Genomic DNA, 21,681 nt, shown 5'->3' with positions numbered 1-21,681 from the left:
AGGAGATGACGAGCGCAGACCGTCCTGACGAGGTTAATGGCGACGCTGAACCCGAGCCCGGCGCGGCGACTCCGGATGTCACCAGCGCGTGGACGCCGCCGGAGGAGCTCGAGGAAGTGCCCGACGACCGGATCGCTGAGATGACCAGCGTGCTGCGGCAGGAGACACCGGAGACCAAGGTCGTCCAACCGCCCGAACCCGCGGCGTCTTCCGAGCCTGCTTCTGGCTCGCGCCCGGGCACCGGGTCTGACTCGGTGTCCGGGTCCGGCTGGGGCTCGGCGTCCGGCTCCATCACCGGGCGCAGGACGTCGTCGCGGAGCAGGTCGAGCCATCGAGGCGGACTCGGTGCGGGCATCGTCGACGTGCCGCCGGTGCCGTACCGCGACCCGCAGTCCGCCGTGATGCGCCATCCCGTCGTCGCGGAGAACAAGCGGTTTTGCGGCAACTGCGGCGCGAAGGTCGGCAGGACGAGCGACGGCGAGCCCGGCCCGACAGAGGGCACCTGCGAGCAGTGCGGCACCGCGTTCTCCTTTACCCCGCGCCTCTCACCAGGCGAGACCATCGGCGGGCAGTACGAGGTGCTCGGCGCGCTCGCCTACGGCGGGCTCGGCTGGATCTACCTGGCCCAGGACCATGCCGTCGCCGACCGCTGGGTGGTGCTCAAGGGCCTCATCGACACCGGCGACGAGACCGCCATCGCCGCCGCGGTCAACGAGACCAACTTCCTCGCCGAGGTCGAGCACCCCAACATCGTCAAGATCTACAACTTCGTCGAGCACCCCGACCCGAAGACCGGCACCACCGTCGGCTACATCGTGATGGAGTACGTCGGCGGGCAGTCGCTGCGGCAGCTCGCCCTCGCCCATCACAGGGCGACGGGGAAGCCAGAGGGGCTGCCGATCGGGCAGGTGCTCGCCTACGGGCTGGAGATCCTGCCCGCGCTGGGATACCTGCACAGCAAGGGCCTGCTGTACTGCGACCTCAAGCCGGACAACGTCATCCAGACCAACGAGCACCTCAAGCTCATCGACATGGGCGCTGTCCGGCGAATGGACGACTACACCAGCCCGATGTTCTTCACGTCCGGTTACAGCGCCCCCGAGCTGGCCACCGAAGGGCCGAGCGTGCAGTCGGACCTGTTCACCGTCGGCCGCACGCTCGCGGTGCTGTCCTTCGAGTTCGCCGGGTACTCGACCAGATACAAGACGACGCTGCCGCCGCAAGAGGACGTCCCGCTGTTCTCACTGTTCAGGTCGTACTACCGGCTGTTGAAGCGGGCGACGCACTCCGACCCTGGACGCCGGTTCGCCTCCGCCGCCGAGATGGCCGACCAGCTGACCGGTGTGCTGCGGGAGACGATGGCGCTGGGCACCGGGACGCCGCAGCCGGGCGAGTCGACGATGTTCGGCTCCGAGAATCGCACGTTCGGTGTTGAGGCCGTCGTCGCGGACGGCGACGATGGAGTGCCGGTACCCGACCCCCTTGAGGTGATCGCGTCACTGCCGGTGCCGCTGGTCGACACCCACGACCCCGCCGCGTCGCTGCTGGCGTCCATGACGGCGACGGAGCCGCGCGGCGTGATCGAGGCGCTGGCCCGTGCGCCGCATGACTCGATCGAGGTGCGGCTGCGGGTGGTTCGTGCGCGAGTGGAGCTTGGCGAGCTGGCCGAAGCCAACCGGCAGTTGCAGGCCGCGCAGTACATCGCGGTCAAGGGCGGGTACCCGCACGACTGGCGGTTGGACTGGTATCGCGCGTTGATCGAACTGGCGGGCGGACGGCACAAGCTGGCGCACGCCGCGTTCGACGCCGTCTACGACGATCTGCCCGGCGAGCTCGCGCCCAAGCTCGGGCTCGCGGTGACGTCTGAGGCGATGGGCGACTACTTGGCCGCCGCCCGCTACTACGAGATGGTCTGGCGCACCGACCGAACCTACGTCAGCGCCGCGTTCGGACTGGCGCGCGTGTACTTGGCGCAGGGCGCGCGGGACGGCGCGGTGCAGGTGCTGGAATCGATCCCGCTGTCGTCGACACATCACACCGCCGCCCAGGTCGCCGCGATCAAGACGAAGACGCGGATCGGCACGACGTCCGCGCGGGGCGGCATCGCGGTGGCGGAGCACGACCTGATCGACGCCTCTGAACGGCTGGAACGGCTCACCCTGGACGCCGAACGCAGGGCGCTGCTCGCCGCCGAGGTACTCGAGGCGGCCTACGGCTGGGTGCGGCACTCCGGCGGAAACCGCGCCGGCGGCGCGCGGGTGCTTGGCTGCCAGCTCACCGAACGCGAGGTCCGATTTGGACTGGAGCGGTGCTACCGCGCCCTCGCCCGGCTCTCGACCAGCACGGAACAGCGCATCGCCTTGGTGGACAAGGCCAACGCCATCCGGCCGAAGACGCTGACGTAGGCCTGCGCCTACTGCGCCCGCAGCTCCACGATCGTGATGTCCGGTGGTGCGCCGACACGTACCGGCGGGCCCCAGAATCCCGCGCCGCGCGTGACGTACATCTTCGTTCCGCCGCGCTGGTACATGCCCGCGACGGCGCCCTGCTGCAGCGTGACCAGCAACTCGAACGGCGTGAGCTGCCCGCCGTGGGTGTGCCCGGCCAGCATCAGGTCGACGTCGTGGGCGACGGCGTCCTCGAGGTCGACCGGCTGGTGCGCGAGCAGCACCACCGCCCGCTCCGGATCGCGCCCGGCGAGCGCAGCACTGACGTCGCCGGGGTCCTGGAATTGGTACGCGGTGGCGTCGTTGATTCCGGCGAGGTCGAACGTGCCACCGTTGTGGGTGATCTCGGTGCGGTCGTTGCGGAGCACCGTGATCCCGAGGTCGGGCAGGAAGTCCACCCAGTCCTGATAGCCCGAGTAATACTCGTGGTTGCCGGTGACGAAGAACGTCCCGTGCGTGCTTCGCAGCCCGGCAAGCGGCGCGGCGGCGTCCGCGAGGTCATCGACGCTGCCGTCCACGAGATCGCCAGCGATGCCGACCGCGTCAACGTCCTCAGCGTTGATCATGTCGACGATCCGCTGGGTGAATGACCGGCCGAGGATCGGCCCGAGATGGATGTCGCTGATGAGTGCGATCCGGCAGCCGGCGACTCGCGGGTCGAGCTTGCGCAGGGCGATCGGTACCCGCGTCACGCTGGGCGGCCCGAGCGCGACGGTCGTGCCATACCCGACAAGACCAGCCGCCGTGAGCCCCGCGATCGCGGCGCTGCCCCGCGCGAGCACCCGACGTCGATCCAGCGTGGGCGCGGTGGCGGCGCCGGGGCCGGTGGCGATCGGCTCGACGTCAGTTGGCGGCGTCGAGCGGCCGGGGGCCCGCGAGCCCGACGTCGAGCCATCGGACGGCCCGCCCCGCGCCCACCGGCGCAACGCGAACCGTGGCACCTCGAGTACCAACAATGCCAGCAGCAGGTAGAAGAACAGCGCTAGCCAGAGATACCCCGGCCAGGCTAACCACTGCCCGATGTCCGGGTCGATCCGCGTGGCGAACATGAGGGCCGCGAGCATCAACACGACCATCGTCACGAGCGTGAGCGTCGCGATCCGACGTCCGGTGCCGCGCGGCATGGTGTCGTGGATCAGCCGCCGCCACAGGTAGACGTGCACTAGGGGCAGCAGCACGAGTACAACGATGACGAAGAAGAGCAACGCCGCTGCCTTCCGTTTGACCTACGGGTTGATGTCCCAGCGCTGCGGCTGGGCGGCCTTCTTGGCGCTGTCGCGCAGTTTGTCCAGCGCATCCTCATCGCCGTGCGCGGTGAAGTGCTCCATACCGACGATCACGAACAGCGCCCGTGCCTGGACGGCGACAGGCCCGTCCTCCGCGTTCAGGTGACCGGTGGCGCTGGCGTAGACCTTGCGCCCGCTCACGCCGTCGACGTGCGCGTGGATATACAACGTGGAGCCGACCGGGACCGGTTTCCGGAAGTCGGTCTCGAGCTTGCCGGTCACCGCGGGCTTGCGCAGCAATTGACCGACCGCGGTGCCGAGCGCCTCGTCGAACGCGCAGGCTAGTAACCCACCGTGGGCGAGTCCCGGCGCACCCTGGTGCTCACTGGTGACGTCGAACGTCGACTTGATGATGTACGACTCGGCGACCTCGGTACTCATCCGCAGTCCGCCAGGCTGCTCGTCACCGCAACCGAAACACTCGGTGTAGTGCGGCTGGAGCTTGGTGCCAGGGGTGGGCGCCTTCTCGTGGATCGCGGGCGGATCTGTGTCGATCGGCGGCCATGGTTGCGCGGTGTAACTCACCACTCCACGCTAGCTTGCGGTCGGTGTGAACGGTATTCCGGTTCAGTCGGGTGTGATGCGGAACCTGACGTCCACGTCGGTCGCGCCGTAGTGGCCCTCTGACATGCGCACCGCGTACAGGTTCGCCAGTAGCCGCACCTCCGTGCCCGCTTTCCATCGTTGCTTTGGCCGCCAGGTGATCATGGTGGCGTCCTCGTTCCAGGACCACCCGCCCTTGGTGCGCGGGTTGGCATCGATCGTGAGCGCGCGCTCGACCGCGGCCTTGTCCTCGATGGGTGTGCTGAACCGCAGCATGATCGGGGCTGTGCGGGGGTAAACCCCGCCGTCGACGACGTTTGGCTGAATGGCGACGACGGTGTCTGGCGCGAGTGTCCGGAACGAACCTTCTATGGGGAAGCGCTCGCCCTCGGCGTCGAATGCCGTTCCGGACCACTTATAGCGCTTGTCGAAGCCCAGCGGTTCGGTCGCGGTCCAGCGCCGTTGGTCGTCGGACAGTTCACCCTTGACCTTGATGCCCTCATCGTTGGTGAGGGACACCGACAGCAGGGTGCCGTCCGTCACCGTGATGCGTATAGGCTGAACGGGTGAAACTCCGGAAGCATTGAATTCGGGTTCCGGGACGATGCGGAATCCCTCGGTGGGCGTGGGCGTGGTGTTCGACCCGGCGGGAACGATCTCGGACGCGCACCCGCTCGCCAGCAGAGCGGCCGGTACGAACAGCGCGATGACCAGGGAATTGAGCGACGAAACCGCTCGTAACGGGGTGGTTCTGTTAGGCCGCCGCACGCGCTGTCCCGTCCTTACCGTGGCTCGTGGAATACGCCCATCAAGACGTGCTGGTTCACCCTAATGGGAGCACAGTGGTAAGTGGCAAGAGTCTGTGCGTGGCGACGCGTGATCGCGCGTTTTCCCAAGGGTGTTCCGAAGGCGCGGGTTCCGGGTAGGCTAGCGCGCAGGCCGTCGTTTTGCGTGGTCGTGGCTTCACGCTCGCGGAACTTCTGACGCGAGCTGGAGCGTATGCGCAGCTCGTCTCGTTGGAACCGCCCGGGACGGTCGCGGGTGCCCCACGGGGCACTCGAAGCGGATTCTGTAACGAGGAGAAAAACGGTGGCGCAAGGCACTGTGAAGTGGTTCAACGCCGAGAAGGGCTTCGGCTTTATCGCGCAGGATGGCGGCGAAGGCGACGTCTTCGTGCACTACTCAGAGATCGAGGGTCGCGGCTTCCGCACCCTGGAAGAAAACCAGCGAGTGGAGTTCGAGGTCGGCCAGGGCCAGAAGGGGCCGCAGGCCCAGAAGGTTCGCACGATCTGATCTGGCGCGAACTGAGCTGACAAGGTCCCCGGTGGCATAGCCGCCGGGGACCTTGTTATGAGCGAGGGGCTAGCGGTAGCGGTATGGCTGACGACGTTGCGCGGCCGCGTCGGCTTCCCAGGACAGCCGTTCGAGAACCCACTCTTGGGCAAGCGCTTGGGGTGAGGTCCGGCGGGCCTGGGCGATCTGTTTGAGTTCGTCGATCGCGATGAGGTTCAGCCGTAGCTGCAACACCTGCGCGTCGCCGAACCGCCTGCCGGTGTCGGTCGTTTCGGGTCCCGTCTCCGGCGCCAGTGCCGCGAGGTAGCTCTCCAGCTCCGTGTCCGGGGCGCTCTCGTCCGCGTGCTGGGTCGCTGGCGTGTCGGGCTGTTTTGAGTTACGTGAGTTGAATCGGAAGGCCACGCGGCAACGATAACGACAAGGTCTCAACCCCTCCACGGTGGTGGCGCGGAAACATGCCAATGCATGGAGAGGCCCCCGCGCCAGGGGGAGGAACGCGGGGGCCGGAGGGGATCTCCACAGGCGCTGACCGGGGGTGTGTCAGCACCACGATTGTTACATGAAAGTCCGGCCTATCGCGACCGCTGTACGCAAAAAGATGCCACCGAGTCGTCATACCGTGGCCATCCGCGGGCTACTTCCATCTTGCTGTGGGGAACTCACCCGTTTTGGGACGAGTACCCGCCGAGCTGGCGTTACGACGTTCCGTGATGAATAGTTCACCCAGCGGGGGGCTGCGGTCATGGTCGTGACCTGGTTAGCCTCGCCGCCAGGCGGTTTGCCGTTCGTGTCGAGCGTGAGGAGGCGCTGTGGGTGGGTCGCTAGAAGTCCGAGAGTTCCTCATGCGGTACGACGGCGCCGAGGCCGGTCGTGGACCGGGTGGTGTGCCGTCCCAACGGTCAGGAGGCGCGGACACCGCGAGAGTGTCCGACGACCAGGTGCGTCGCGCGCGCATCGCCGTCGCGAGTGGGTCATTAGGAGCGCAAGACTGTGAGCAGCTGCTCGACATGCTTGGGTTGATCCCCGACGACGATGGTGTGCCGCCGGTGCAGCGGTGAGCTGACGGTCGTGCGGTCCCAGGTGGTATCGGGGTGGCCACATATTTGTCGCCATCCAGATGCGCACCCCCTGGTCGCGCACCTAGACGGCGACTTGGACGACCGTACTACCGGCGTGCGAGCTTGGCAATCGATTACGCAAGCAAGATTCACGATGTCACGCGGGTGACCTAGTGGTGGCAGGCTGCTTGATGGCGATGTCGGCGCGTGGTCGTCGTGGCGGCAGGGCTGACCTGCTCTAAGAATGAAGGCACCCCCCGTGTGAAATGGGTTGAGGCAGTGCCGTATGCTTATACGTGGCTCCCAGGGAATCGTTCCGATGGCTCTGGGAACGCGGTCGGTCGGTTCGCCGAATCGATCGGGCTCCCATCGTCCAGCGGCCTAGGACTCCGCCCTTTCAAGGCGGCAACGCGGGTTCGAATCCCGTTGGGAGTACGACGCACAGTCATGGCCCTGTGGCGCAGTTGGTCAGCGCGCCGCCCTGTCACGGCGGAGGTCGCGGGTTCAAGTCCCGTCAGGGTCGCTCTTATATTCAGCGGGCTTGCCGATCATCGGCAAGCCCGCTGTTTGTTGTCGATCACCATGGCGGCGAGGCCGGTCCCGGGAACGTATTGATGAAGACATCGACCTGGTTCACCGCGCTCGCCGTCGCGGTCATCCTCGCCGTCGGCGGATGTGATACCCGCCCCTCGGAGGACGACGCGCATGAGATGTTCCAGCAGCTCATGGAGCGTCCCGACATCGAAACCGTTCAGGCTGACTACCTCGCGCTTCTGGAACGCATCCGCACCCGTCTCGTCGACGAACTCGGCATCGAGCCGTTCATCCCGGATGAGGAACCGGTTAGCGGCGCGGCATGCCCCGGCGATCTGTCCGAGGTGAAGGAAGCCGAGGTGCGCTTCTACCCATCGGCCTACTCGCCTGACGACATCTCGGACGCTGACTGGCCGCGAGCCGTGGCGCTTGTCACGGACACGATCAGTAAACACGGGTTCGGCGAGCCGAGGACGGTTGTCGACCGTGAGGGTGACCATGAGGTCGCAATCTATGACTCCTATGGCGCCGAGCTCATCTTCGGCACCGCTGAGAACACCATTGTCGGACTGAGCACCGGCTGCCACCTCAGTCGCGAGGCCCACCAGCGTGGCACACCGGAGCCCGAAGAGCCCCTGTACTAGCCACCGCGGCACGGCGCCCGCTGTCGACCCTGCTGCGCCGGTTGCCTCCGCGTGCGATACCCTTGGATACCGCAAGGCCAGGTAGCTCAGTTGGTACGAGCGTCCGCCTGAAAAGCGGAAGGTCGCCGGTTCGATCCCGGCCCTGGCCACCCTGTGTGAAGCCGCTCTGACCTAGGTCGGGGCGGCTTTTTTGCGTCCGGTTCCCGATCATGGTGCGTGCCTGGGGTAGACCGCAGGTGACGTTGTGTCGTGAGAGAAGTCGATCTACTTTGCTCCCTGCGTTACCAAAATTCATCCCGCTTGTCCGGTTTAGATGGTCGCCTAGGGAGCAAAGTAGATCAACTAGCCGCAACCTCGACCACAATTGGGACAAACGGCTCTACTCTGCACAATCTGCCGGGCGCTATGGTTGTCCGACCGATAGCAGGGGTGCTCATGTCCAACGAACTCACGCGACCCGCGCGGCTTCCGCCGAGGTGGGTCGTGCGCCTTGCCTGGAAGGCGCACCGCGCTATCTATCGCGTCACGCGTGGCCACGTAGGTCTCTGGTCCTCGAAGCCCAATCGCTGGGGAGCCGCGCGGCTCACGACCATTGGGCGTCGTTCCGGCGAGGAGCGCAGCGTGATCCTCGGCTATGTCCGGGATGGTCCGAACCTGGTCACCCTCGCGATGAACGGCTGGGCGGAGTCCGAGCCAGCGTGGTGGCTGAACCTGCGGGCCAATCCCGAAGCCACCGTCGAGCTGGCCAGCGGCCGACAGCGGGTGCGGGGGCGTGCGGCCAGTGGCGAGGAACGGGATCGGCTCTGGGCCCAGTGGCAGGAGCTGGACACGAACCTCGATGCCTACGCTGCACGCCGCCCCGGTGAGACCGCGGTCGTGATCCTCGAACCGACGTCGGACTCGGCCGGCAACTGACCCAGCGACTCATCGGACGCGAGCAGCCACCAGCGTCCGCGTGCACCGGCCCCGTCAGCTACCGAGGTAGGCAGCGAGGTGTTCGCCGGTGAGTGTGGATCGTGCGGCGACGAGGTCGGCGGGCGTGCCTTCGAAGACGATCCTGCCGCCGTCGTGACCGGCGCCAGGACCGAGGTCGATGATCCAGTCGGCGTGTGCCATGACGGCCTGGTGGTGCTCGATGACGATGACCGACTTGCCGGAATCCACGAGGCTATCGAGCATGCCGAGCAACTGTTCGACGTCGGCGAGGTGAAGCCCGGTGGTCGGCTCGTCGAGGATGTAGACGTCGCCCTTCCCTGCCATCTGGGTGGCCAGCTTGAGCCGCTGCCGCTCGCCGCCGGACAGCGTCGTGAGCGGCTGGCCAAGGCTGAGATAGCCGAGCCCGACGTCGGCGAGCCGAGCGAGGATCTTGTGTGCCGCCGGTGTGCGTGCCTCGCCGGTGCCGAAGAATTCGTGGGCCTCGGTCACCGACATCGCGAGGACCTCACTGATGTCGCGCCCGCCGAACGTGTACTCCAACACCGATGCCTCGAATCGCTTCCCCTCGCACTCCTCGCAGGGGGTGGCGACGCTCGCCATCATCGCCAGGTCCGTGTAGATGACACCGGCGCCGTTGCAGGTCGGGCACGCGCCTTCGGAGTTGGCGCTGAAAAGCCCTGGCTTCACCGCGTTGGCCTTCGCGAACGCCTTGCGAATCGGGTCGAGCAGCCCGCTGTATGTCGCCGGGTTGCTCCGGCGGGAACCACGGATCGCGCTCTGGTCGATCGACACGACGCCATCGCGGCCGGCCACGGAGCCATCGATCAGTGAGCTCTTGCCCGAACCCGCCACTCCGGTGAGGACGGTCAGCACGCCGAGCGGGATGTCGACGTCGACGTCGACCAGGTTGTGCGTATTGGCACCTCGCACCTCCAACACCCCGGTGCGCTCGCGCACGGATGGCTTCAGTGACACGCGATCGTCCAGGTGCCGACCGGTGAGCGTGCCACTGGTCCGTAACCCCTCGACAGTGCCCTCGAACACCACCTCGCCACCGTCGTGACCGGCGCCGGGGCCGAGGTCGACGATGTGGTCGGCGATCGCCATCGTTTCCGGCTCGTGCTCCACGACGAGCACCGTGTTGCCCTTGTCGCGCAGCCGCAGCAGCAGGTCGTTCATCCGCTGGACGTCGTGCGGGTGCAGTCCGATCGTTGGCTCGTCGAAGACGTAGGTGACGTCGGTGAGCGACGAACCGAGGTGGCGGATCATCTTGGTGCGCTGCGCCTCACCGCCCGATAGCGTGCCCGACGGCCGATCAAGGCTCAGGTAGCCGAGCCCGATCTCCACGAACGAGTCGAGGGTGTCACCCAGTGCGTGCAGCAGCGGTGCCACCGTGGGCTCGTCGAGCCTACGGACCCACGCGGCCAGATCGTTGATCTGCATGGCACAGGCGTCGGCGATGTTGATACCCGCGATCTTCGATGACCGAGCCGCTTCGCTGAGCCGGGTGCCGTCGCATTCGGGGCACGGTTGGAAGACGACGGCGCGATCCACGAACGCCCGGATGTGGGGCTGCATCGCCTCGCGATCCTTGCTGAGCATCGACCGCTGGATCGTCGGAATCAGCCCAGCGTACGTGAGGTTGATGCCGTCGACCTTGATCTTGGTCGCTTCCTTGTAGAGGAGATCGTGGAGCTCGGTCTTGGTGAACTTCCGGATCGGCTTGTCCGGGTCGAAGAACCCGCAGCCGCGGAAGATCCGGCCGTACCAGCCGTCCATGCTGTAGCCGGGAATCGTGATCGCACCCTCGTTCAGCGACTTGCTGTCGTCGTACAGCGCGGACAGGTCGAAATCGCTGACGGACCCCCTACCTTCGCAGTGCGGACACATGCCGCCGGTGCGGGTGAAGGTCACCTTCTCGGCTTTGCCGTCGCCCTTCTTGAGCATCCCCGATGCCTGGACCGACGCCGTGTTGAACGAGAACGCCTGCGGCGGGCCGATGTGCGGCTGACCAAGACGGCTGAACAGGATGCGCAGCATCGCGTTGGCGTCGGTGGCCGTGCCGACCGTGGAACGGGCGTCAGCCCCCATGCGTTCCTGGTCGACGATGATCGCCGTGGTCAGACCATCGAGCACATCGACGTCAGGCCGTGCCAGCGTCGGCATGAAGCCTTGTAGGAACGCGCTGTAGGTTTCGTTGATCAACCGCTGCGATTCCGCCGCGATCGTGCCGAACACCAGGGAGCTCTTGCCCGATCCGGAGACGCCGGTGAAGACCGTCAACCGACGCTTCGGGATCTCGACGTCGATGTCCTTGAGGTTGTTCTCCCGCGCGCCGTGTACCCGGATCAGGTCGTGACTGTCGGCGACGTGCGACGCGGGCGGTCGCGTCTCCGTGCTCGTGTCGATGCTCAAGGTGTCTCCCTCTGTGGCGCTTCCCATACGAACCCGTCGGGATCGGTGAATGATCCGGCATCGCCGCCAATCACGATCCGATGCGACCCCGTTCCTTCTGGCGGGACGCCAGCGTCTTTGGCCAGTCCACGACGTCCGCAGAGCCCCAGTTTGACCTGTCCAGACGATGATTCGAACTCGGTGTACTTGCGACCGAAGCTACGCGCCACCGCCATGCCTCGATCGACGTAGAACCGCTTGCTGGCGGGCATGTCGTCGACGCCTAGCAGCAGAACGATCTCGTCCACCTGCCGACTGGCAGGCCCGGTGTCCTTCTTCTTCGGCGTCGCGATCTTCCAGAGTGCGCCGTCCGGAGCGCGTACGACGCCCCCGTATCCCCAGAGTCCTTTCGCGACGGGCTTCACCGTCGTGGCACCGGCATCAATAGCGGATCCGAATAGTGCGTCAACGTTGGACGGCTGCGACGTGAGGAGCGACAGGGTGTACCCGCGAAAACCGGTCGTCGGCGCGTGCGATTCTCGCACCCGTACCGTCGTGCCCAGATCGAACGCCTTCGTGTAGAAGGCGTCGGCTGTGGCGGGGTCGGGATCTTCCAGGATGACGAATGCGATGCCAGTCATGACACCTCCTGGATGCGGATCATGTTGCCCGCGGGGTCGCGGAAGGCGCAGTCGCGGACCCCGTACGGCTGATCGACCGGTTCCTGGACGACTTCCGCGTCGCTGGCCTGCACCTGCTCGAAGGTGCTGTCGAGGTCCTTGGTCGCCAGCAGAATCCAGCCGAAAGTGCCCTTGGCCATCATTTCCGTGATGGTGCGGCGCTCGTCGTCGGTGATGCCGGGATCGGCGGCTGGCGGCGCCAGGAGGATGGACGTGTCGGGTTGGTTCGGAGGGCCGACCACGATCCAGCGCATGGTGCCGCTTCCGACGTCGTTGCGGACCTCGAAGCCGAGGACGTCGCGATAGAAGGCCAGCGAAGCGTCCGGGTCCTGGTGCGGGAGGTAACTGGTGTGAATGGTGATGTCCATGGCCGTCACGCTAGTGCGGCGCGGGGACCTGTGCTTCTTGATTCCTGATCGGCCTGGTGACCTGCTTGACCACGCATGGCGGCATGCCCGCCGTCACGCGCGCAGCCTGGCGTCGATACTCGCTCGGCGGCATGCCGACCAGCTCGGCGAAGCGCGTACTGAATGTGCCCAGCGACGAGCAGCCCACCGCGAAACAGACCTCAGTGACACTGAGATCGCCACGGCGTAAGAGCGCCATCGCGCGCTCGATGCGCCGCGTCATGAGGTAGCTGTACGGCGACTCGCCGTAGGCACGCCGGAACTCGCGGCTGAGGTGTCCGGCCGACATGTGGGCGCCACGGGCTAGCGCCTCGACGTCGAGTGGGCGCGCGTACTCGCGATCGATCCGGTCGCGAACGCGGCGCAGTCGTGCGAGGTCGCGGAGGTGCTGTTCGGCGGCTGGTCTGCTGGCCACCTGCTTGATCGTGCCACGTCGCACCTAAGTTGCCCAGGGTTGACGGGCACGGGCCCGAGTAACGGCTGGAGCGAGAGGAACCGAACGGCGGCCGGTCGGCCAGTTCCATCACCTCGACAACGTCGCTTACGAAATCGTCCGGTACACCGGGGTGGAAGAGGTCGCTCATCGAGTCGACGAAAACCAGCCGGGCCTCCGCCACCGCAGCGGGTCGCGCAGCTTGTCTGGGTGGAGTGTGAGGGCGAACCCGGGTCCGCTGGTCGCGGCGTCGCCGTCGCGCTGGTATCGCGCGTTACCCATGGCCTTGAGCCGAGCGGCGAACGCCAGCGCATAGCAGTTGTCGCAGCCAGGGCTGACCCGGTCGCACCCCGTGGTGGGGTTCCAGGTCACCGACTCGATCTGACCGTCCTTCGTGCGGTCGTGCGTGGTTACGGACACATCGTCACCCCGAGGCCCACCATGCCTCGCGTGCGTTGTGGGTACCACCCGGGCGACTGAGCTACCCGCTCAGCTGACCTTCTTGAGGTCGACCACGAACACCAGCGTCTCCTCGGCGAGCTGATGGCCAGGGGAAGCGCCGTAACCGAGCTCCGGTGGCACGACCAGCAGCCGCCGCGCGCCTTCCTTCATCCCGATGAGGCCCTCGTTCCAGCCGTCGATCACCGGCGCGTTGCCGACGTTCTCGACGGGGAAGCTCTCGCCACGCTCCCACGACGAGTCGAGCTTGCCGCCGTCGGAGAAGCCGACCAGCTGGTAGTGCACCTCGGCGGTGTCCCCCGCCGTTACCTCGGCGCCGCTGCCCGCCTCGACGTCCTCGATCAGCAGCTCGGTCGGGGCCGAGCAGTCGTCAGGCACGGTGACATCCGGGGCCTGTCCCTTGTCACCCGCCACGGTGAAGTCCTCGGCCACGCATTCCTCGCCCTGGGCGGCATCGGCCTGCTCGGCCGACGTCGTCGCGGGCGACGTCGCGGGGGTGGGTTCGTCCGCAGCGGAACCGCAGGAAGCCAGTGCGGCCGTTGCCGCAGCGGTAATCAGGATGGTGGCAAGACGCATGGCACGTACAGTACTGCCAGTCTCGCTAGCGTTCAGCGCGGGTGGGATCGCGCGTGCGCGTCGCCAACGGTCATCTGCCAGGACTGGTACTTGTCGCGCGAACTAGCGATCCCGGTCATCGATGAGATCCGCCGGGTGCACGTCGAGGACCTGGGCGATGCGGAACAAGGTAGTGAGGTTCATGTTCTTGCCGTTGCGTTCCAAATGGGAAAGCTGCGGTCGGCTCATTCTCGCGCGACGAGCCATCTCCTCTTGGGTGAGGTCCTGCTCGCGTCGCCTTGCGCGAATGCGCGAACCGATTGCCCGCAACCGAAGCCTATACATCTGCTCCGGAGCATCGCCTTCGTTCTCGATCATCGAGAAGCGAGCCTAGCCGATCGAGCGAAAGTCCTGAATAAAAGACTTTTTGTCTTCTTGATGATACAGTCGCGGCAGCATCTTGTCGGGCGACCGGGCGATTCCTGACTAATCCCCATAAGGAAGGAGAACGTCATCGTGCCTGGGCGCAACGCGCTTCCCGCGAACCCGCTCTCGATCTCACTGAACTTCTCTCACACCCGGTTGTGGTGGCAGACCGATGACGAGGACCACGTCCCGGAACAGTGGCACGTCTCGGCGGATGTCTGGGAGTTCGCGAGCTGCCGTGACGACCTCACACACGTCGCCGACCTGGCGCTGGTGATCGCCGACCTCCGGCAGGAGGTGAACCTGCTGGATGCGATCGATGTCGACGACTGGGCGCTGGACTTCATCGCGGAAACGGTGCTCGACCCCAAACAGGGGATGCTCCATCCCGAGCTCGACGACCTAATCGCACCGGGCGTGCCCAGGATGCTCATTTTGCGCGACGTTCGGTTAACCGAGGCGTGGCGGGGTTTCGGCCTCGGCGCTGGCCTCATCGCGGGCGCGTTGCGGACCTTCGCACCCGGCGCGCGTCTCGCGGTGTGCCGGGTGTCAGCGCTGGACTTCGCTCACGAGTCGCCGGATCGCATCAGCGCTGAGCTTGCCAGCGTGCGCGCAGGCCAGTTGCTCGAACGCCTTGGCTTCCGCTGCTGGCACGGCGTCCACGTCGTCGACCTGCGGAACCCGTCATTGGGGCAGGTGCGGTCAGAGATCATCGACAAGCTCACGGATGATTCGGAGAGCTGACACCGGGCGCCTGGTTCACGTCCGATCAACGATGCCTGCGAACCGGCCCCGCGCGCAGGTCGGGTGGTCGATCGGCGTGGTGCCGCACGGGAATGTCGGTGACCTGTTCGTCATGGGCTATCGGGTGTGACGGCGCCTCGGGCCGGCTACGAGGTTGGCCGCGGTTCTGGTCGCGCTCGCGGTCGTGGGCAGCGCGACGGCCAGGATCCCGCAGCAGGTGATACGCCGCCATCACCTGTTCCAGCTCACGTGGGTCCGGATCGCCGCCCGCGTCGGGGTGCAAATGGCGGACGAGCCTGCGATACGCGCCGGTGATCTCGGCGTCCGTCGCGGTCGGCGAGACGCCGAGAACTCGGTACGGATCACGCGACACGTCGGCCATGATCGCTCACCTCGTGCCTACTCCGGGCGTCGTGTCCGTCAACTCGCGGAGATCATCGAGCGCGGGTGCCACGAGCAGGCCGGCCGTCGTCAGGCAACCGCGCGTGGCGTGCAGATCACGCGCCAGCTCCTCACCAACGTGCTGGTTCCCGCCGTCAAACGCGGACGGTGCGTGCTCCCTGATCCGGTCAACCAACTCCCCGAGGGTGCCGGTCAGCCGATGGACGGCCTCGACGGCTTCCCGCACCGCGTCGACATCGGGCTTGGCGAATTCGCGGCAATAGGTCTCTACCTGATGCCGCGCCTCGTCCAACACGGTCCGCGGCAGGGTACTGGCGATCATGGTCATTATTCACTCCTCGGCATGACGGAATCCGGCCCCGGCCGTAACGCCACGGGCCGGATTCCGCCGGTTGTCGGTCAGGCGTTGATCTTCTTGCGGTCCGCGCCGCCGCTGATCTCGATCTTGCGTGGCTTCGCCTTCTCGGCGATAGGTAGCCGGATGGTCAGCACACCGGCGTCATAGTCCGCCTTGATGTTCTCGGCGTCGAGCGTGTCACCGAGGAACAGCTGACGGGAGAACACGCCGCGGGGGCGCTCCGATACCTGAACGTCCGCGTCATCACCGAACTCGGCCTTACGCTCGGCCTTGACCGTGAGCACGTTGCGCTCGACGTCGAGGTCAATCGACTCCGGTGATACGCCAGGCAGGTCGAACTGCACGACGTAGTCGTCTCCGGAGCGGTAAGCGTCCATCGGCATGGCCGCGGGCCTGGCCGACGTGCCGTTGACGCCAAGGAACTGCTGCGTCAGCCGGTCGAGCTCCCGGAATGGGTCGGTACGCATCAACATCGCCACTTCCTCCTTCTCCCTTCAAAGTCGGGTCCGTGGTCCGGATGAGCCGGGTAGCGGGCTCAAAGTTGCAACGAACGAAGAAGTTTTCTTGTTCCTGATAGCAGAGCTAGTTGGTGGGTCGCATCGCGGGCGATCGTTGAGTGTTGGTGGCAATGTGTGTGCGGTAGCGAGGCGGTCATTGGCCCGCCGCGTCGCTGCGGCGGGCCGTTGCTGTTGTCAGGGACGAAGTAGAGGTTCCGTGGTAGTCGATTCGTGCAGCGCGCATCACCTGCCTTCCACTCGCCCAGGGATAGCTGCCATCAGCTCTCACACCGGAGGCGAACGCTGCCGCGCTAGAAGCTCCGCCGGGACGTGCACCGGAGTAGGAGACGGCTCGGTGGCCCATAGCGGTGACGTCCGGATCCGCTCTGGCTCGCGGCGGGAGGGTGTTCGCGTCGGCGGAGTGCTGTCGCGTTCAGCCGGTTCGCCGAAGTTGGCGGCGACGATCGCGTCGAACTCGTCGCGCAGCCAGACGGGGTCCGCACACAGCAGTCTCAGGAACCGCTCCTGTGTGGCCTCAACCGGGGCAACGTAGTGAAGCATCCGCGATCACTCCGGCACGGTCGCTCGTCCGCTTACCAGATCACTCACCGATGTACTTTTTCTATAACCTATCTTGAAGATTGTGTCAAGCACCCTGTCGAGATAACGTTGTAGGCAGACTGGAATGAACCGACCGTGTTACTGAGGAGCGTGGGGTGCGCGATCTCGACAAGCTCAATGACCCGACCTACCCGGCTTTCACCATCGGGCAGGCGGCCGACATGCTTGGGGTTCAGCAAGCATTCCTGCGCAGCCTGGACAACGCGGACGTCTTGACGCCGGAGCGCTCGGGTGGCGGGCATCGCCGCTACTCTCGACGTCAGCTGGAGTTCGTCGCGCGGATGCGCGAGTTGTTCGATCAGGGACACACGCTCGCCGCGGCGAGCCGTATCCTCTGGCTTGAGGACGAGCTAGCCGCCGCTTACGACGAGATCAACAACCTGCGACAGCGACTCGGATATACCGAGGAGCGCGACCGAGCATAGGGCGACCGAGCGGGCGCTGGCGCGGTCGGGTGATTGGCTACAGGCAGACCGCCGTCGTTATCCCGAGGACACCGCTGTTGACCGCAGGTCCACCCGCCGCAGCAGCTGCGCGTTGAGCGCCACGATGATCGTGGACAGGCTCATCAGCACCGCACCAACCGCCATTGGCAGTACGATGCCCGCCCAGGCGAGCACGCCGGCCGCGAGGGGGATCGCGGCGAGATTGTAGCCCGCGGCCCACCACAGGTTCTGCGTCATCTTGCGGTAGCTCGCCGCCGACAGCGTGCTCACCGCGACCACGGCGCGCGGGTCGTCCGACGCGAGCACGATCCCCGCTGACTCGATCGCGACGTCGGTGCCAGCACCGATCGCGATGCCGACATCGGCGCGGGCCAGCGCGGGTGCGTCGTTCACGCCGTCGCCGACCATCGCTACGGTGTGCCCGCGCCGTTGCAGGTCAGCCACAGCCGAGTCCTTGTCCTCCGGTAGCACCTCGGCGTACACCTCGTCGATGCCGAGGCCGCGTGCGACGGCGTCCGCGACCTGCTGTGCGTCACCGGTAATCATCGCGACGGTTACGCCGCGTCGGTGCAGGGCATCGATGGCCTGCCGCGACTCCGGCCGTACCTGGTCCTCCAGCGCGATCGCGCCGACGATCTCGCCCGCCTTGACCACATGCAAAATGGCCGCGCCTCGGTTTCGCCAGCCGGTGACGGTGTCAGACACGCTGTCCGGAACGTCGAGACCCCACTCGCGCAGCAGTGCGGGCCCGCCGACGGCGACCTCATGCCCGTCTACTGTCGCTCGCACGCCCCGGCCCGTCATCGATCGGAAGCTGGACGCGCTCGGGACATCGGCACCACGCTCGGCCGCTGCCGCGACGATCGCTCGCGCCAGCGGGTGCTCGCTTTCCGACTCCACCGCGGCGGCCAGGCCGAGCAGCGCCTCGTCGTCGCCGTCGGCCGCCGCGACGCCGGTCACCGCGTGCTCGCCCTTGGTCAGCGTGCCAGTCTTGTCGAACAGCACGGCGTCGACGTCGCGCATCCGCTCCATGGCGAGTCGGTCCTTGACGAGGATGCCGTTGCGTGCGGACTTCGACGTTGAGATCGACGTGACGAGCGGGATCGCGAGGCCGAGTGCATGCGGGCACGCGATGATCAGCACGGTTACGGAGCGCACTACGGCGGCGTCGGCGTCACCCAGCAACGTCCACACGGCGACGGTGATCGCTGCGGCCGACACCGCGACGTAGAACAGCAGCGCGGCCGCGCGATCCGCGAGCACCTGGGTGCGGGACTTCGACTCCTGCGCCTCCGCGACCAGCCGTTGGATACCGGCGAGCGCGGTGTTCTCGCCGACGGCGTCAACGCGCACGCGGAGGGAGCTGTCGATGGAGACACTGGCGGCGATGACCCGGTCGCCCTCGCCGCGCGTGACCGGATTGGACTCGCCGGTGATCATGGATTCGTCTAGGTCAGCGGCGCCCTGCACGATCTCGCCGTCGGCGGGGACTCGCGCGCCGGGGCGCACCAGGACGACGTCGCCGACCGCCAGGTCTCCGATGTGGACGGTGTGGACGCTACCGTCGTCGTTGACGCGCTCCGCTTCGTCCGGCAACAGTTCCGCGAGCGCGGCGAGTGCACCGCGCGCCTGCCCGATGGCACGCATCTCCATCCAGTGACCGAGCAGCATGATAACGATCAGCAGCGACAACTCCCACCAGACCTCGACCGTGAAGAGGCCCACGCTCGCGGTCAGGCTGGCGACGTAGGCCACCGTGATGGCCATGCCGATCAGCAGCATCATGCCTGGCGCGCGGGAGCGGATCTCGCGAAACGCGCCGACGACGAACGGCCAGCCGCCGTAGAGGAAGATGACGGTACCGAGCACCGGCGCGATCAGGTTCGAGCCCAGGAACGTCGGCGCGGTATAGCCGAACCACTCCTGGATCATGTCGGCGTAGACCACGACGGGCAGTGTCAGCAGTAGCGATAGCCAGAACCGGTCGCGGAACATCGCGGGCGAGTGGCCCTCGTGCTTGTCGTGACCGCCGTGGCCCGTGCCGCCACCGTGGTCACCGTGCCCGGCCTCGGCGCGAGGCTCGGTGTCGTGGTGCCGCACAGCGGTCTCTCGCGCGTCCATGACCGCCTCCTCGACGTGTCGGTGCCCGTGTCGCCGGACCTCGCTGATCCGTGGCTCAATCCGGTTCTACCAACCCGTAACCCATGCCTTCCGCCACCGTCACCGAAACCGGTGGTCGTGGACAGAGCCGAAAGGCCTCGCCGTGCCGTCCGCCGGTCTTCGCTGATCGCCGTCATCAAAGGTCCGTTGACCTGGGGTACTTCGGCCCTGCTCCGCGTTCGCGGCCGCGCCTAGCTTGGGGAATCGCACGGGATGCCATCCCGCCACTGGTGGGTATCCGGAGCGGAAGTTCACTACGAAGGAGCATGACCATGACGTCGCTGATGCATCGCCCCAAGTTCACCTTCGCCGACCCGTTCGAGTGGCTTGAGCAGTCGTGGCCGTTCGCCGCGACCGAGCACGCTATCCGGATCGAGGAGTCGATGAAGGACGACGTGTACCTAGTGCGGGCGGAGCTGCCCGGCTTCGACCCAGACTCCGACATCCACGTCACAGCGGAGAACGGCGTGCTGACGATCATCGCCAAGCGGGAGTCGCGTGAGTCGAGCAACGGCCACAGCGAGTTTCGGTATGGCTCGTTCACCCGGAGCAGGACGCTGCCCGCAGGCGCTGATGCCGACAAGATCACCGCCGAATACACCAACGGCATCCTCGAGGTGACCGTGCCCTGCGGCGGCAAGCAGGAGAGTGCTCAGGTTCCGATCAAAATCGCGAAGCGTTGAGTCGAGGGCGCTGATCCCACGGCATTGGTCGGGTGGCGGCTGGCTCGCGTGGACCAGCCGCCACCGCGCTGTCCCATGGCAACGGAGGAGTCACCGAACGTATGGTGAACGACAAGGAATACCCGCACCGCCGCGTCGCGATGGCATCCTGGCCGCAGCGACACCAGAACGCCGACCCGCCGTTCCGCATGAGCACGAGTATGACGTCAACGGATATCCCGTTCGCCGACGTCCGCGAGACGCATATCGCGGTGCTGTTCCTGGTAGGGGACCGGGTGTACAAACTGAAGAAGCCGGTGGACGTCGGGTTCCTCGATCTGCGCACGCGGGAGCGGCGGCTCGTGGTGTGCCGCAGGGAGGTCGAGCTGAACCGGCGGTTCTCGCCCGACGTCTATCTCGGACTCTCCGATGTCACCGACGTCGACGGCGAGGTGTGCGACCACCTCGTGGTGATGCGGCGGATGCCGGAGGAACGACGGCTGAGCACGCTGGTCGCGGAAGGTGAGCCGGTGGCGGACGTCGTCGGCAAGCTCGCGCGCATGATCGCCGCCAGCCACGCAGCCTCGGAGCGCTCCGATGAGATCACCGAGCAAGGCTCGCGCGACGCGATCCTCGGGCGGTGGCGGGCGAACATCGACGAGCTGCGTGGCCTTGATGATCCTCCCGTCGATCCGGTGGTCGTCGATGAGATCGAAGCGTTGGTTGAGGCCTTTCTGGCTGGCAGAGAGGCGTTGTTCGCGACGCGGATGTCCGAGGGCAGGGTCGTCGACGGCCACGGCGACCTGCTCGCGGACGACATCTTCTGCCTGGATGACGGCCCACGCGTGCTGGACTGCCTCGAGTTCGACGACAAGCTGCGTTGGGTGGACGGGCTGGACGACATCGCGTTCCTCGCCATGGATCTGGAACGTCTTGGTGAGCCGGCGCTGGCCGATCGGCTGCTGGCGCGGTACTCGGAGTTCGCCGCCGATCCCGCACCGGAGTCACTGCGGCGCCACTACATCGCCTACCGGGCATTCGTGCGGGTGAAGGTGGCGTGCCTGCGGCACGCGCAGGGCAACACGGCGGCAGCGGACAACGCCAAGCGCTACGCGGCCATCGCGGTTGACCACCTGCGCAAGGGACAGGTTCGACTGGTGATCGTCGGCGGCCTGCCCGGCACAGGCAAGTCCACGGTCGCCGGGGCGGTCGCCGACGAACTTGGCGCGGTGCTGCTGTCCAGCGACCGGCTGCGCAAGGAGTTGGCCGGTCGCAACCCGACCGACAGCGCGGCGTCGTCCTACGGTGGTGGCATCTACGCCCTCGAGCACACCGAGCGCACCTACGACGAGATGCTGTGGCGGGCACGGGCGCTGTTGGCGCGGGGCGAGACCGTCGTGCTCGACGCGTCGTGGCACCGGCAACCGCACCGCGACGCCGCCCGCGCCGTCGCGGACGAGACTCGTAGCGAACTGGTTCAGCTACGGTGCTACGCGCCCACCGACGTCACCGCCGAGCGGATGCGACGCCGCACCGGCTCGGCATCGGACGCCGACGCCGACATCGCCATGGAGATGGCCGCGCGCACCGACCCGTGGCCCGATGCCATCGCCCTGGACACCGTCAAAGCTCCTAGTGTGACGGCGGCGGAGGCGCTTCGGGCCGTGACACGGTCGCGCTGATACTTACGGTGCCG

At 66.7% G+C, this 21,681-nt stretch carries 24 protein-coding genes, 3 tRNA genes and 1 pseudogene; 12 read left to right on the top strand and 16 right to left on the bottom strand.

Annotated elements, in window-relative coordinates:
• Nucleotides 1-5 precede the first annotated feature (5 nt).
• Nucleotides 6-2,405, top strand: a complete 2,400-nt coding sequence (locus tag ACFQGD_RS31065) for a serine/threonine-protein kinase (protein WP_390183422.1) — start codon at nt 6-8, stop codon at nt 2,403-2,405.
• 8 nt (nt 2,406-2,413) lie between these two features.
• On the opposite strand, the gene ACFQGD_RS31060 is transcribed toward ACFQGD_RS31065, so the two are convergent.
• From ACFQGD_RS31060 to ACFQGD_RS31050, 3 genes are read right to left on the bottom strand one after another with little or no spacing between them, the layout of a single operon-like run.
• On the bottom strand, nt 2,414-3,625 hold the full coding sequence (locus ACFQGD_RS31060) for a metallophosphoesterase (protein WP_345391376.1): 1,212 nt from the start codon (nt 3,623-3,625) through the stop codon (nt 2,414-2,416).
• 48 nt (nt 3,626-3,673) lie between these two features.
• Entirely contained in the window at nt 3,674-4,258 is a 585-nt protein-coding gene (locus tag ACFQGD_RS31055) for a PaaI family thioesterase (protein WP_345391373.1), read from the bottom strand.
• 42 nt (nt 4,259-4,300) lie between these two features.
• Complete coding sequence (locus ACFQGD_RS31050; protein WP_345391370.1) at nt 4,301-5,044, bottom strand: Ig-like domain-containing protein; 744 nt, start codon at nt 5,042-5,044, stop codon at nt 4,301-4,303.
• A gap of 321 nt (nt 5,045-5,365) precedes the next feature.
• Here ACFQGD_RS31050 and ACFQGD_RS31045 point away from each other — a divergent pair, with 321 nt between their 5' ends.
• Nucleotides 5,366-5,569, top strand: a complete 204-nt coding sequence (locus tag ACFQGD_RS31045) for a cold-shock protein (RefSeq protein WP_345391367.1) — start codon at nt 5,366-5,368, stop codon at nt 5,567-5,569.
• A gap of 69 nt (nt 5,570-5,638) precedes the next feature.
• On the opposite strand, the gene ACFQGD_RS31040 is transcribed toward ACFQGD_RS31045, so the two are convergent.
• Entirely contained in the window at nt 5,639-5,971 is a 333-nt protein-coding gene (locus ACFQGD_RS31040; RefSeq protein WP_345391364.1) for a hypothetical protein, read from the bottom strand.
• Between the two features lie 407 nt (nt 5,972-6,378).
• Between ACFQGD_RS31040 and ACFQGD_RS31035 the strand changes: the two genes are divergently transcribed.
• The 6 genes from ACFQGD_RS31035 (at nt 6,379) to ACFQGD_RS31010 (ending at nt 8,720) form a co-directional block, all read left to right on the top strand.
• On the top strand, nt 6,379-6,627 hold the full coding sequence (locus ACFQGD_RS31035; RefSeq protein WP_345391361.1) for a hypothetical protein: 249 nt from the start codon (nt 6,379-6,381) through the stop codon (nt 6,625-6,627).
• Between the two features lie 362 nt (nt 6,628-6,989).
• Nucleotides 6,990-7,062 (top strand) — tRNA-Glu (locus tag ACFQGD_RS31030).
• Nucleotides 7,063-7,076: 14 nt separating this feature from the next.
• A tRNA-Asp gene (locus tag ACFQGD_RS31025) sits at nt 7,077-7,150 on the top strand.
• Between the two features lie 91 nt (nt 7,151-7,241).
• A complete protein-coding gene (locus ACFQGD_RS31020) occupies nt 7,242-7,805 on the top strand; it encodes an LppA family lipoprotein (protein WP_345391358.1) in 564 nt (187 codons plus the stop codon).
• Nucleotides 7,806-7,880: 75 nt separating this feature from the next.
• Nucleotides 7,881-7,954, top strand: a tRNA-Phe gene (locus ACFQGD_RS31015).
• Nucleotides 7,955-8,240: 286 nt separating this feature from the next.
• Nucleotides 8,241-8,720 carry a nitroreductase/quinone reductase family protein gene (locus tag ACFQGD_RS31010; RefSeq protein WP_345391355.1) on the top strand — a complete coding sequence of 160 codons (480 nt, stop codon included), beginning with the start codon at nt 8,241-8,243 and terminating at the stop codon, nt 8,718-8,720.
• A 54-nt stretch (nt 8,721-8,774) separates the two neighbouring features.
• On the opposite strand, the gene ACFQGD_RS31005 is transcribed toward ACFQGD_RS31010, so the two are convergent.
• The 7 genes and pseudogenes from ACFQGD_RS31005 to ACFQGD_RS30975 form a co-directional block, all read right to left on the bottom strand.
• Nucleotides 8,775-11,183 (bottom strand): excinuclease ABC subunit UvrA, encoded by a 2,409-nt coding sequence (locus tag ACFQGD_RS31005; RefSeq protein ID WP_345391352.1) that lies wholly within the window; start codon nt 11,181-11,183, stop codon nt 8,775-8,777.
• On the bottom strand, nt 11,153-11,776 hold the full coding sequence (locus tag ACFQGD_RS31000) for a glyoxalase (protein WP_345391349.1): 624 nt from the start codon (nt 11,774-11,776) through the stop codon (nt 11,153-11,155). The genes ACFQGD_RS31005 and ACFQGD_RS31000 overlap by 31 nt, the downstream gene beginning before the upstream one ends.
• Entirely contained in the window at nt 11,773-12,183 is a 411-nt protein-coding gene (locus ACFQGD_RS30995) for a VOC family protein (protein ID WP_345391346.1), read from the bottom strand. Before ACFQGD_RS30995 ends, ACFQGD_RS31000 begins: the two co-directional genes overlap by 4 nt.
• A 10-nt stretch (nt 12,184-12,193) precedes the next feature.
• Nucleotides 12,194-12,637, bottom strand: a complete 444-nt coding sequence (locus ACFQGD_RS30990; RefSeq protein WP_345391343.1) for a helix-turn-helix transcriptional regulator — start codon at nt 12,635-12,637, stop codon at nt 12,194-12,196.
• Between the two features lie 151 nt (nt 12,638-12,788).
• A pseudogene (locus tag ACFQGD_RS30985) lies at nt 12,789-13,027 on the bottom strand (DUF5131 family protein); the annotation flags it as partial.
• 117 nt (nt 13,028-13,144) lie between these two features.
• Nucleotides 13,145-13,690: an FKBP-type peptidyl-prolyl cis-trans isomerase gene (locus ACFQGD_RS30980; protein WP_345391337.1), complete on the bottom strand. Its 546-nt coding sequence runs from the start codon at nt 13,688-13,690 to the stop codon at nt 13,145-13,147.
• A gap of 102 nt (nt 13,691-13,792) precedes the next feature.
• Nucleotides 13,793-14,047, bottom strand: coding sequence for a helix-turn-helix domain-containing protein (locus ACFQGD_RS30975; protein WP_345391334.1), 255 nt, complete (start codon nt 14,045-14,047; stop codon nt 13,793-13,795).
• Nucleotides 14,048-14,185: 138 nt separating this feature from the next.
• Between ACFQGD_RS30975 and ACFQGD_RS30970 the strand changes: the two genes are divergently transcribed.
• A complete protein-coding gene (locus tag ACFQGD_RS30970) occupies nt 14,186-14,839 on the top strand; it encodes a hypothetical protein (protein WP_345391331.1) in 654 nt (217 codons plus the stop codon).
• A 25-nt stretch (nt 14,840-14,864) separates the two neighbouring features.
• On the opposite strand, the gene ACFQGD_RS30965 is transcribed toward ACFQGD_RS30970, so the two are convergent.
• From ACFQGD_RS30965 to ACFQGD_RS30950, 4 genes are all read right to left on the bottom strand, one after another.
• Nucleotides 14,865-15,221, bottom strand: coding sequence for a J domain-containing protein (locus tag ACFQGD_RS30965; protein ID WP_345391328.1), 357 nt, complete (start codon nt 15,219-15,221; stop codon nt 14,865-14,867).
• Nucleotides 15,222-15,227: 6 nt separating this feature from the next.
• Entirely contained in the window at nt 15,228-15,569 is a 342-nt protein-coding gene (locus ACFQGD_RS30960) for a hypothetical protein (protein ID WP_390221125.1), read from the bottom strand.
• 71 nt (nt 15,570-15,640) lie between these two features.
• Nucleotides 15,641-16,072, bottom strand: coding sequence for an Hsp20/alpha crystallin family protein (locus ACFQGD_RS30955; RefSeq protein WP_345391322.1), 432 nt, complete (start codon nt 16,070-16,072; stop codon nt 15,641-15,643).
• Between the two features lie 309 nt (nt 16,073-16,381).
• Nucleotides 16,382-16,657 carry a hypothetical protein gene (locus ACFQGD_RS30950; RefSeq protein WP_345391319.1) on the bottom strand — a complete coding sequence of 92 codons (276 nt, stop codon included), beginning with the start codon at nt 16,655-16,657 and terminating at the stop codon, nt 16,382-16,384.
• Nucleotides 16,658-16,812: 155 nt separating this feature from the next.
• Between ACFQGD_RS30950 and ACFQGD_RS30945 the strand changes: the two genes are divergently transcribed.
• Nucleotides 16,813-17,142 carry a helix-turn-helix domain-containing protein gene (locus ACFQGD_RS30945; RefSeq protein ID WP_345391316.1) on the top strand — a complete coding sequence of 110 codons (330 nt, stop codon included), beginning with the start codon at nt 16,813-16,815 and terminating at the stop codon, nt 17,140-17,142.
• Between the two features lie 57 nt (nt 17,143-17,199).
• On the opposite strand, the gene ACFQGD_RS30940 is transcribed toward ACFQGD_RS30945, so the two are convergent.
• The gene (locus ACFQGD_RS30940; RefSeq protein WP_345391313.1) at nt 17,200-19,284 is read right to left on the bottom strand and encodes a heavy metal translocating P-type ATPase; all 2,085 of its coding nucleotides are present in this window, start codon (nt 19,282-19,284) and stop codon (nt 17,200-17,202) included.
• Between the two features lie 311 nt (nt 19,285-19,595).
• Between ACFQGD_RS30940 and ACFQGD_RS30935 the strand changes: the two genes are divergently transcribed.
• Nucleotides 19,596-20,006 carry an Hsp20/alpha crystallin family protein gene (locus ACFQGD_RS30935; protein ID WP_345391310.1) on the top strand — a complete coding sequence of 137 codons (411 nt, stop codon included), beginning with the start codon at nt 19,596-19,598 and terminating at the stop codon, nt 20,004-20,006.
• Nucleotides 20,007-20,107: 101 nt separating this feature from the next.
• Nucleotides 20,108-21,667 carry a bifunctional aminoglycoside phosphotransferase/ATP-binding protein gene (locus tag ACFQGD_RS30930; protein WP_345391307.1) on the top strand — a complete coding sequence of 520 codons (1,560 nt, stop codon included), beginning with the start codon at nt 20,108-20,110 and terminating at the stop codon, nt 21,665-21,667.
• Nucleotides 21,668-21,681 lie beyond the last annotated feature (14 nt).

Source organism: Haloechinothrix salitolerans, from assembly GCF_042662605.1.
GTDB classification, from domain to species: domain Bacteria; phylum Actinomycetota; class Actinomycetes; order Mycobacteriales; family Pseudonocardiaceae; genus Haloechinothrix_A; species Haloechinothrix_A salitolerans.
Note: the sequence above shows the minus strand (reverse complement) of the source record. Positions and strands in the feature narration are given on the sequence as shown.

Excerpts from the sequence above, each read along its gene's own strand:
- ACFQGD_RS31065 (WP_390183422.1), top strand. The coding sequence starts at position 6 with ATGACGAGCGCAGACCGTCCTGACGAGGTTAATGGCGACGCTGAACCC.
- ACFQGD_RS31020 (WP_345391358.1), top strand. The coding sequence starts at position 7,242 with ATGAAGACATCGACCTGGTTCACCGCGCTCGCCGTCGCGGTCATCCTC.
- ACFQGD_RS31010 (WP_345391355.1), top strand. The coding sequence starts at position 8,241 with ATGTCCAACGAACTCACGCGACCCGCGCGGCTTCCGCCGAGGTGGGTC.
- ACFQGD_RS31005 (WP_345391352.1), bottom strand. The coding sequence starts at position 11,183 with ATGGGAAGCGCCACAGAGGGAGACACCTTGAGCATCGACACGAGCACG.
- ACFQGD_RS31000 (WP_345391349.1), bottom strand. The coding sequence starts at position 11,776 with ATGACTGGCATCGCATTCGTCATCCTGGAAGATCCCGACCCCGCCACA.
- ACFQGD_RS30995 (WP_345391346.1), bottom strand. The coding sequence starts at position 12,183 with ATGGACATCACCATTCACACCAGTTACCTCCCGCACCAGGACCCGGAC.
- ACFQGD_RS30980 (WP_345391337.1), bottom strand. The coding sequence starts at position 13,690 with ATGCGTCTTGCCACCATCCTGATTACCGCTGCGGCAACGGCCGCACTG.
- ACFQGD_RS30975 (WP_345391334.1), bottom strand. The coding sequence starts at position 14,047 with ATGATCGAGAACGAAGGCGATGCTCCGGAGCAGATGTATAGGCTTCGG.
- ACFQGD_RS30965 (WP_345391328.1), bottom strand. The coding sequence starts at position 15,221 with ATGGCCGACGTGTCGCGTGATCCGTACCGAGTTCTCGGCGTCTCGCCG.
- ACFQGD_RS30960 (WP_390221125.1), bottom strand. The coding sequence starts at position 15,569 with ATGACCATGATCGCCAGTACCCTGCCGCGGACCGTGTTGGACGAGGCG.
- ACFQGD_RS30955 (WP_345391322.1), bottom strand. The coding sequence starts at position 16,072 with ATGTTGATGCGTACCGACCCATTCCGGGAGCTCGACCGGCTGACGCAG.
- ACFQGD_RS30950 (WP_345391319.1), bottom strand. The coding sequence starts at position 16,657 with ATGCTTCACTACGTTGCCCCGGTTGAGGCCACACAGGAGCGGTTCCTG.
- ACFQGD_RS30940 (WP_345391313.1), bottom strand. The coding sequence starts at position 19,284 with ATGGACGCGCGAGAGACCGCTGTGCGGCACCACGACACCGAGCCTCGC.
- ACFQGD_RS30935 (WP_345391310.1), top strand. The coding sequence starts at position 19,596 with ATGACGTCGCTGATGCATCGCCCCAAGTTCACCTTCGCCGACCCGTTC.
- ACFQGD_RS30930 (WP_345391307.1), top strand. The coding sequence starts at position 20,108 with ATGGTGAACGACAAGGAATACCCGCACCGCCGCGTCGCGATGGCATCC.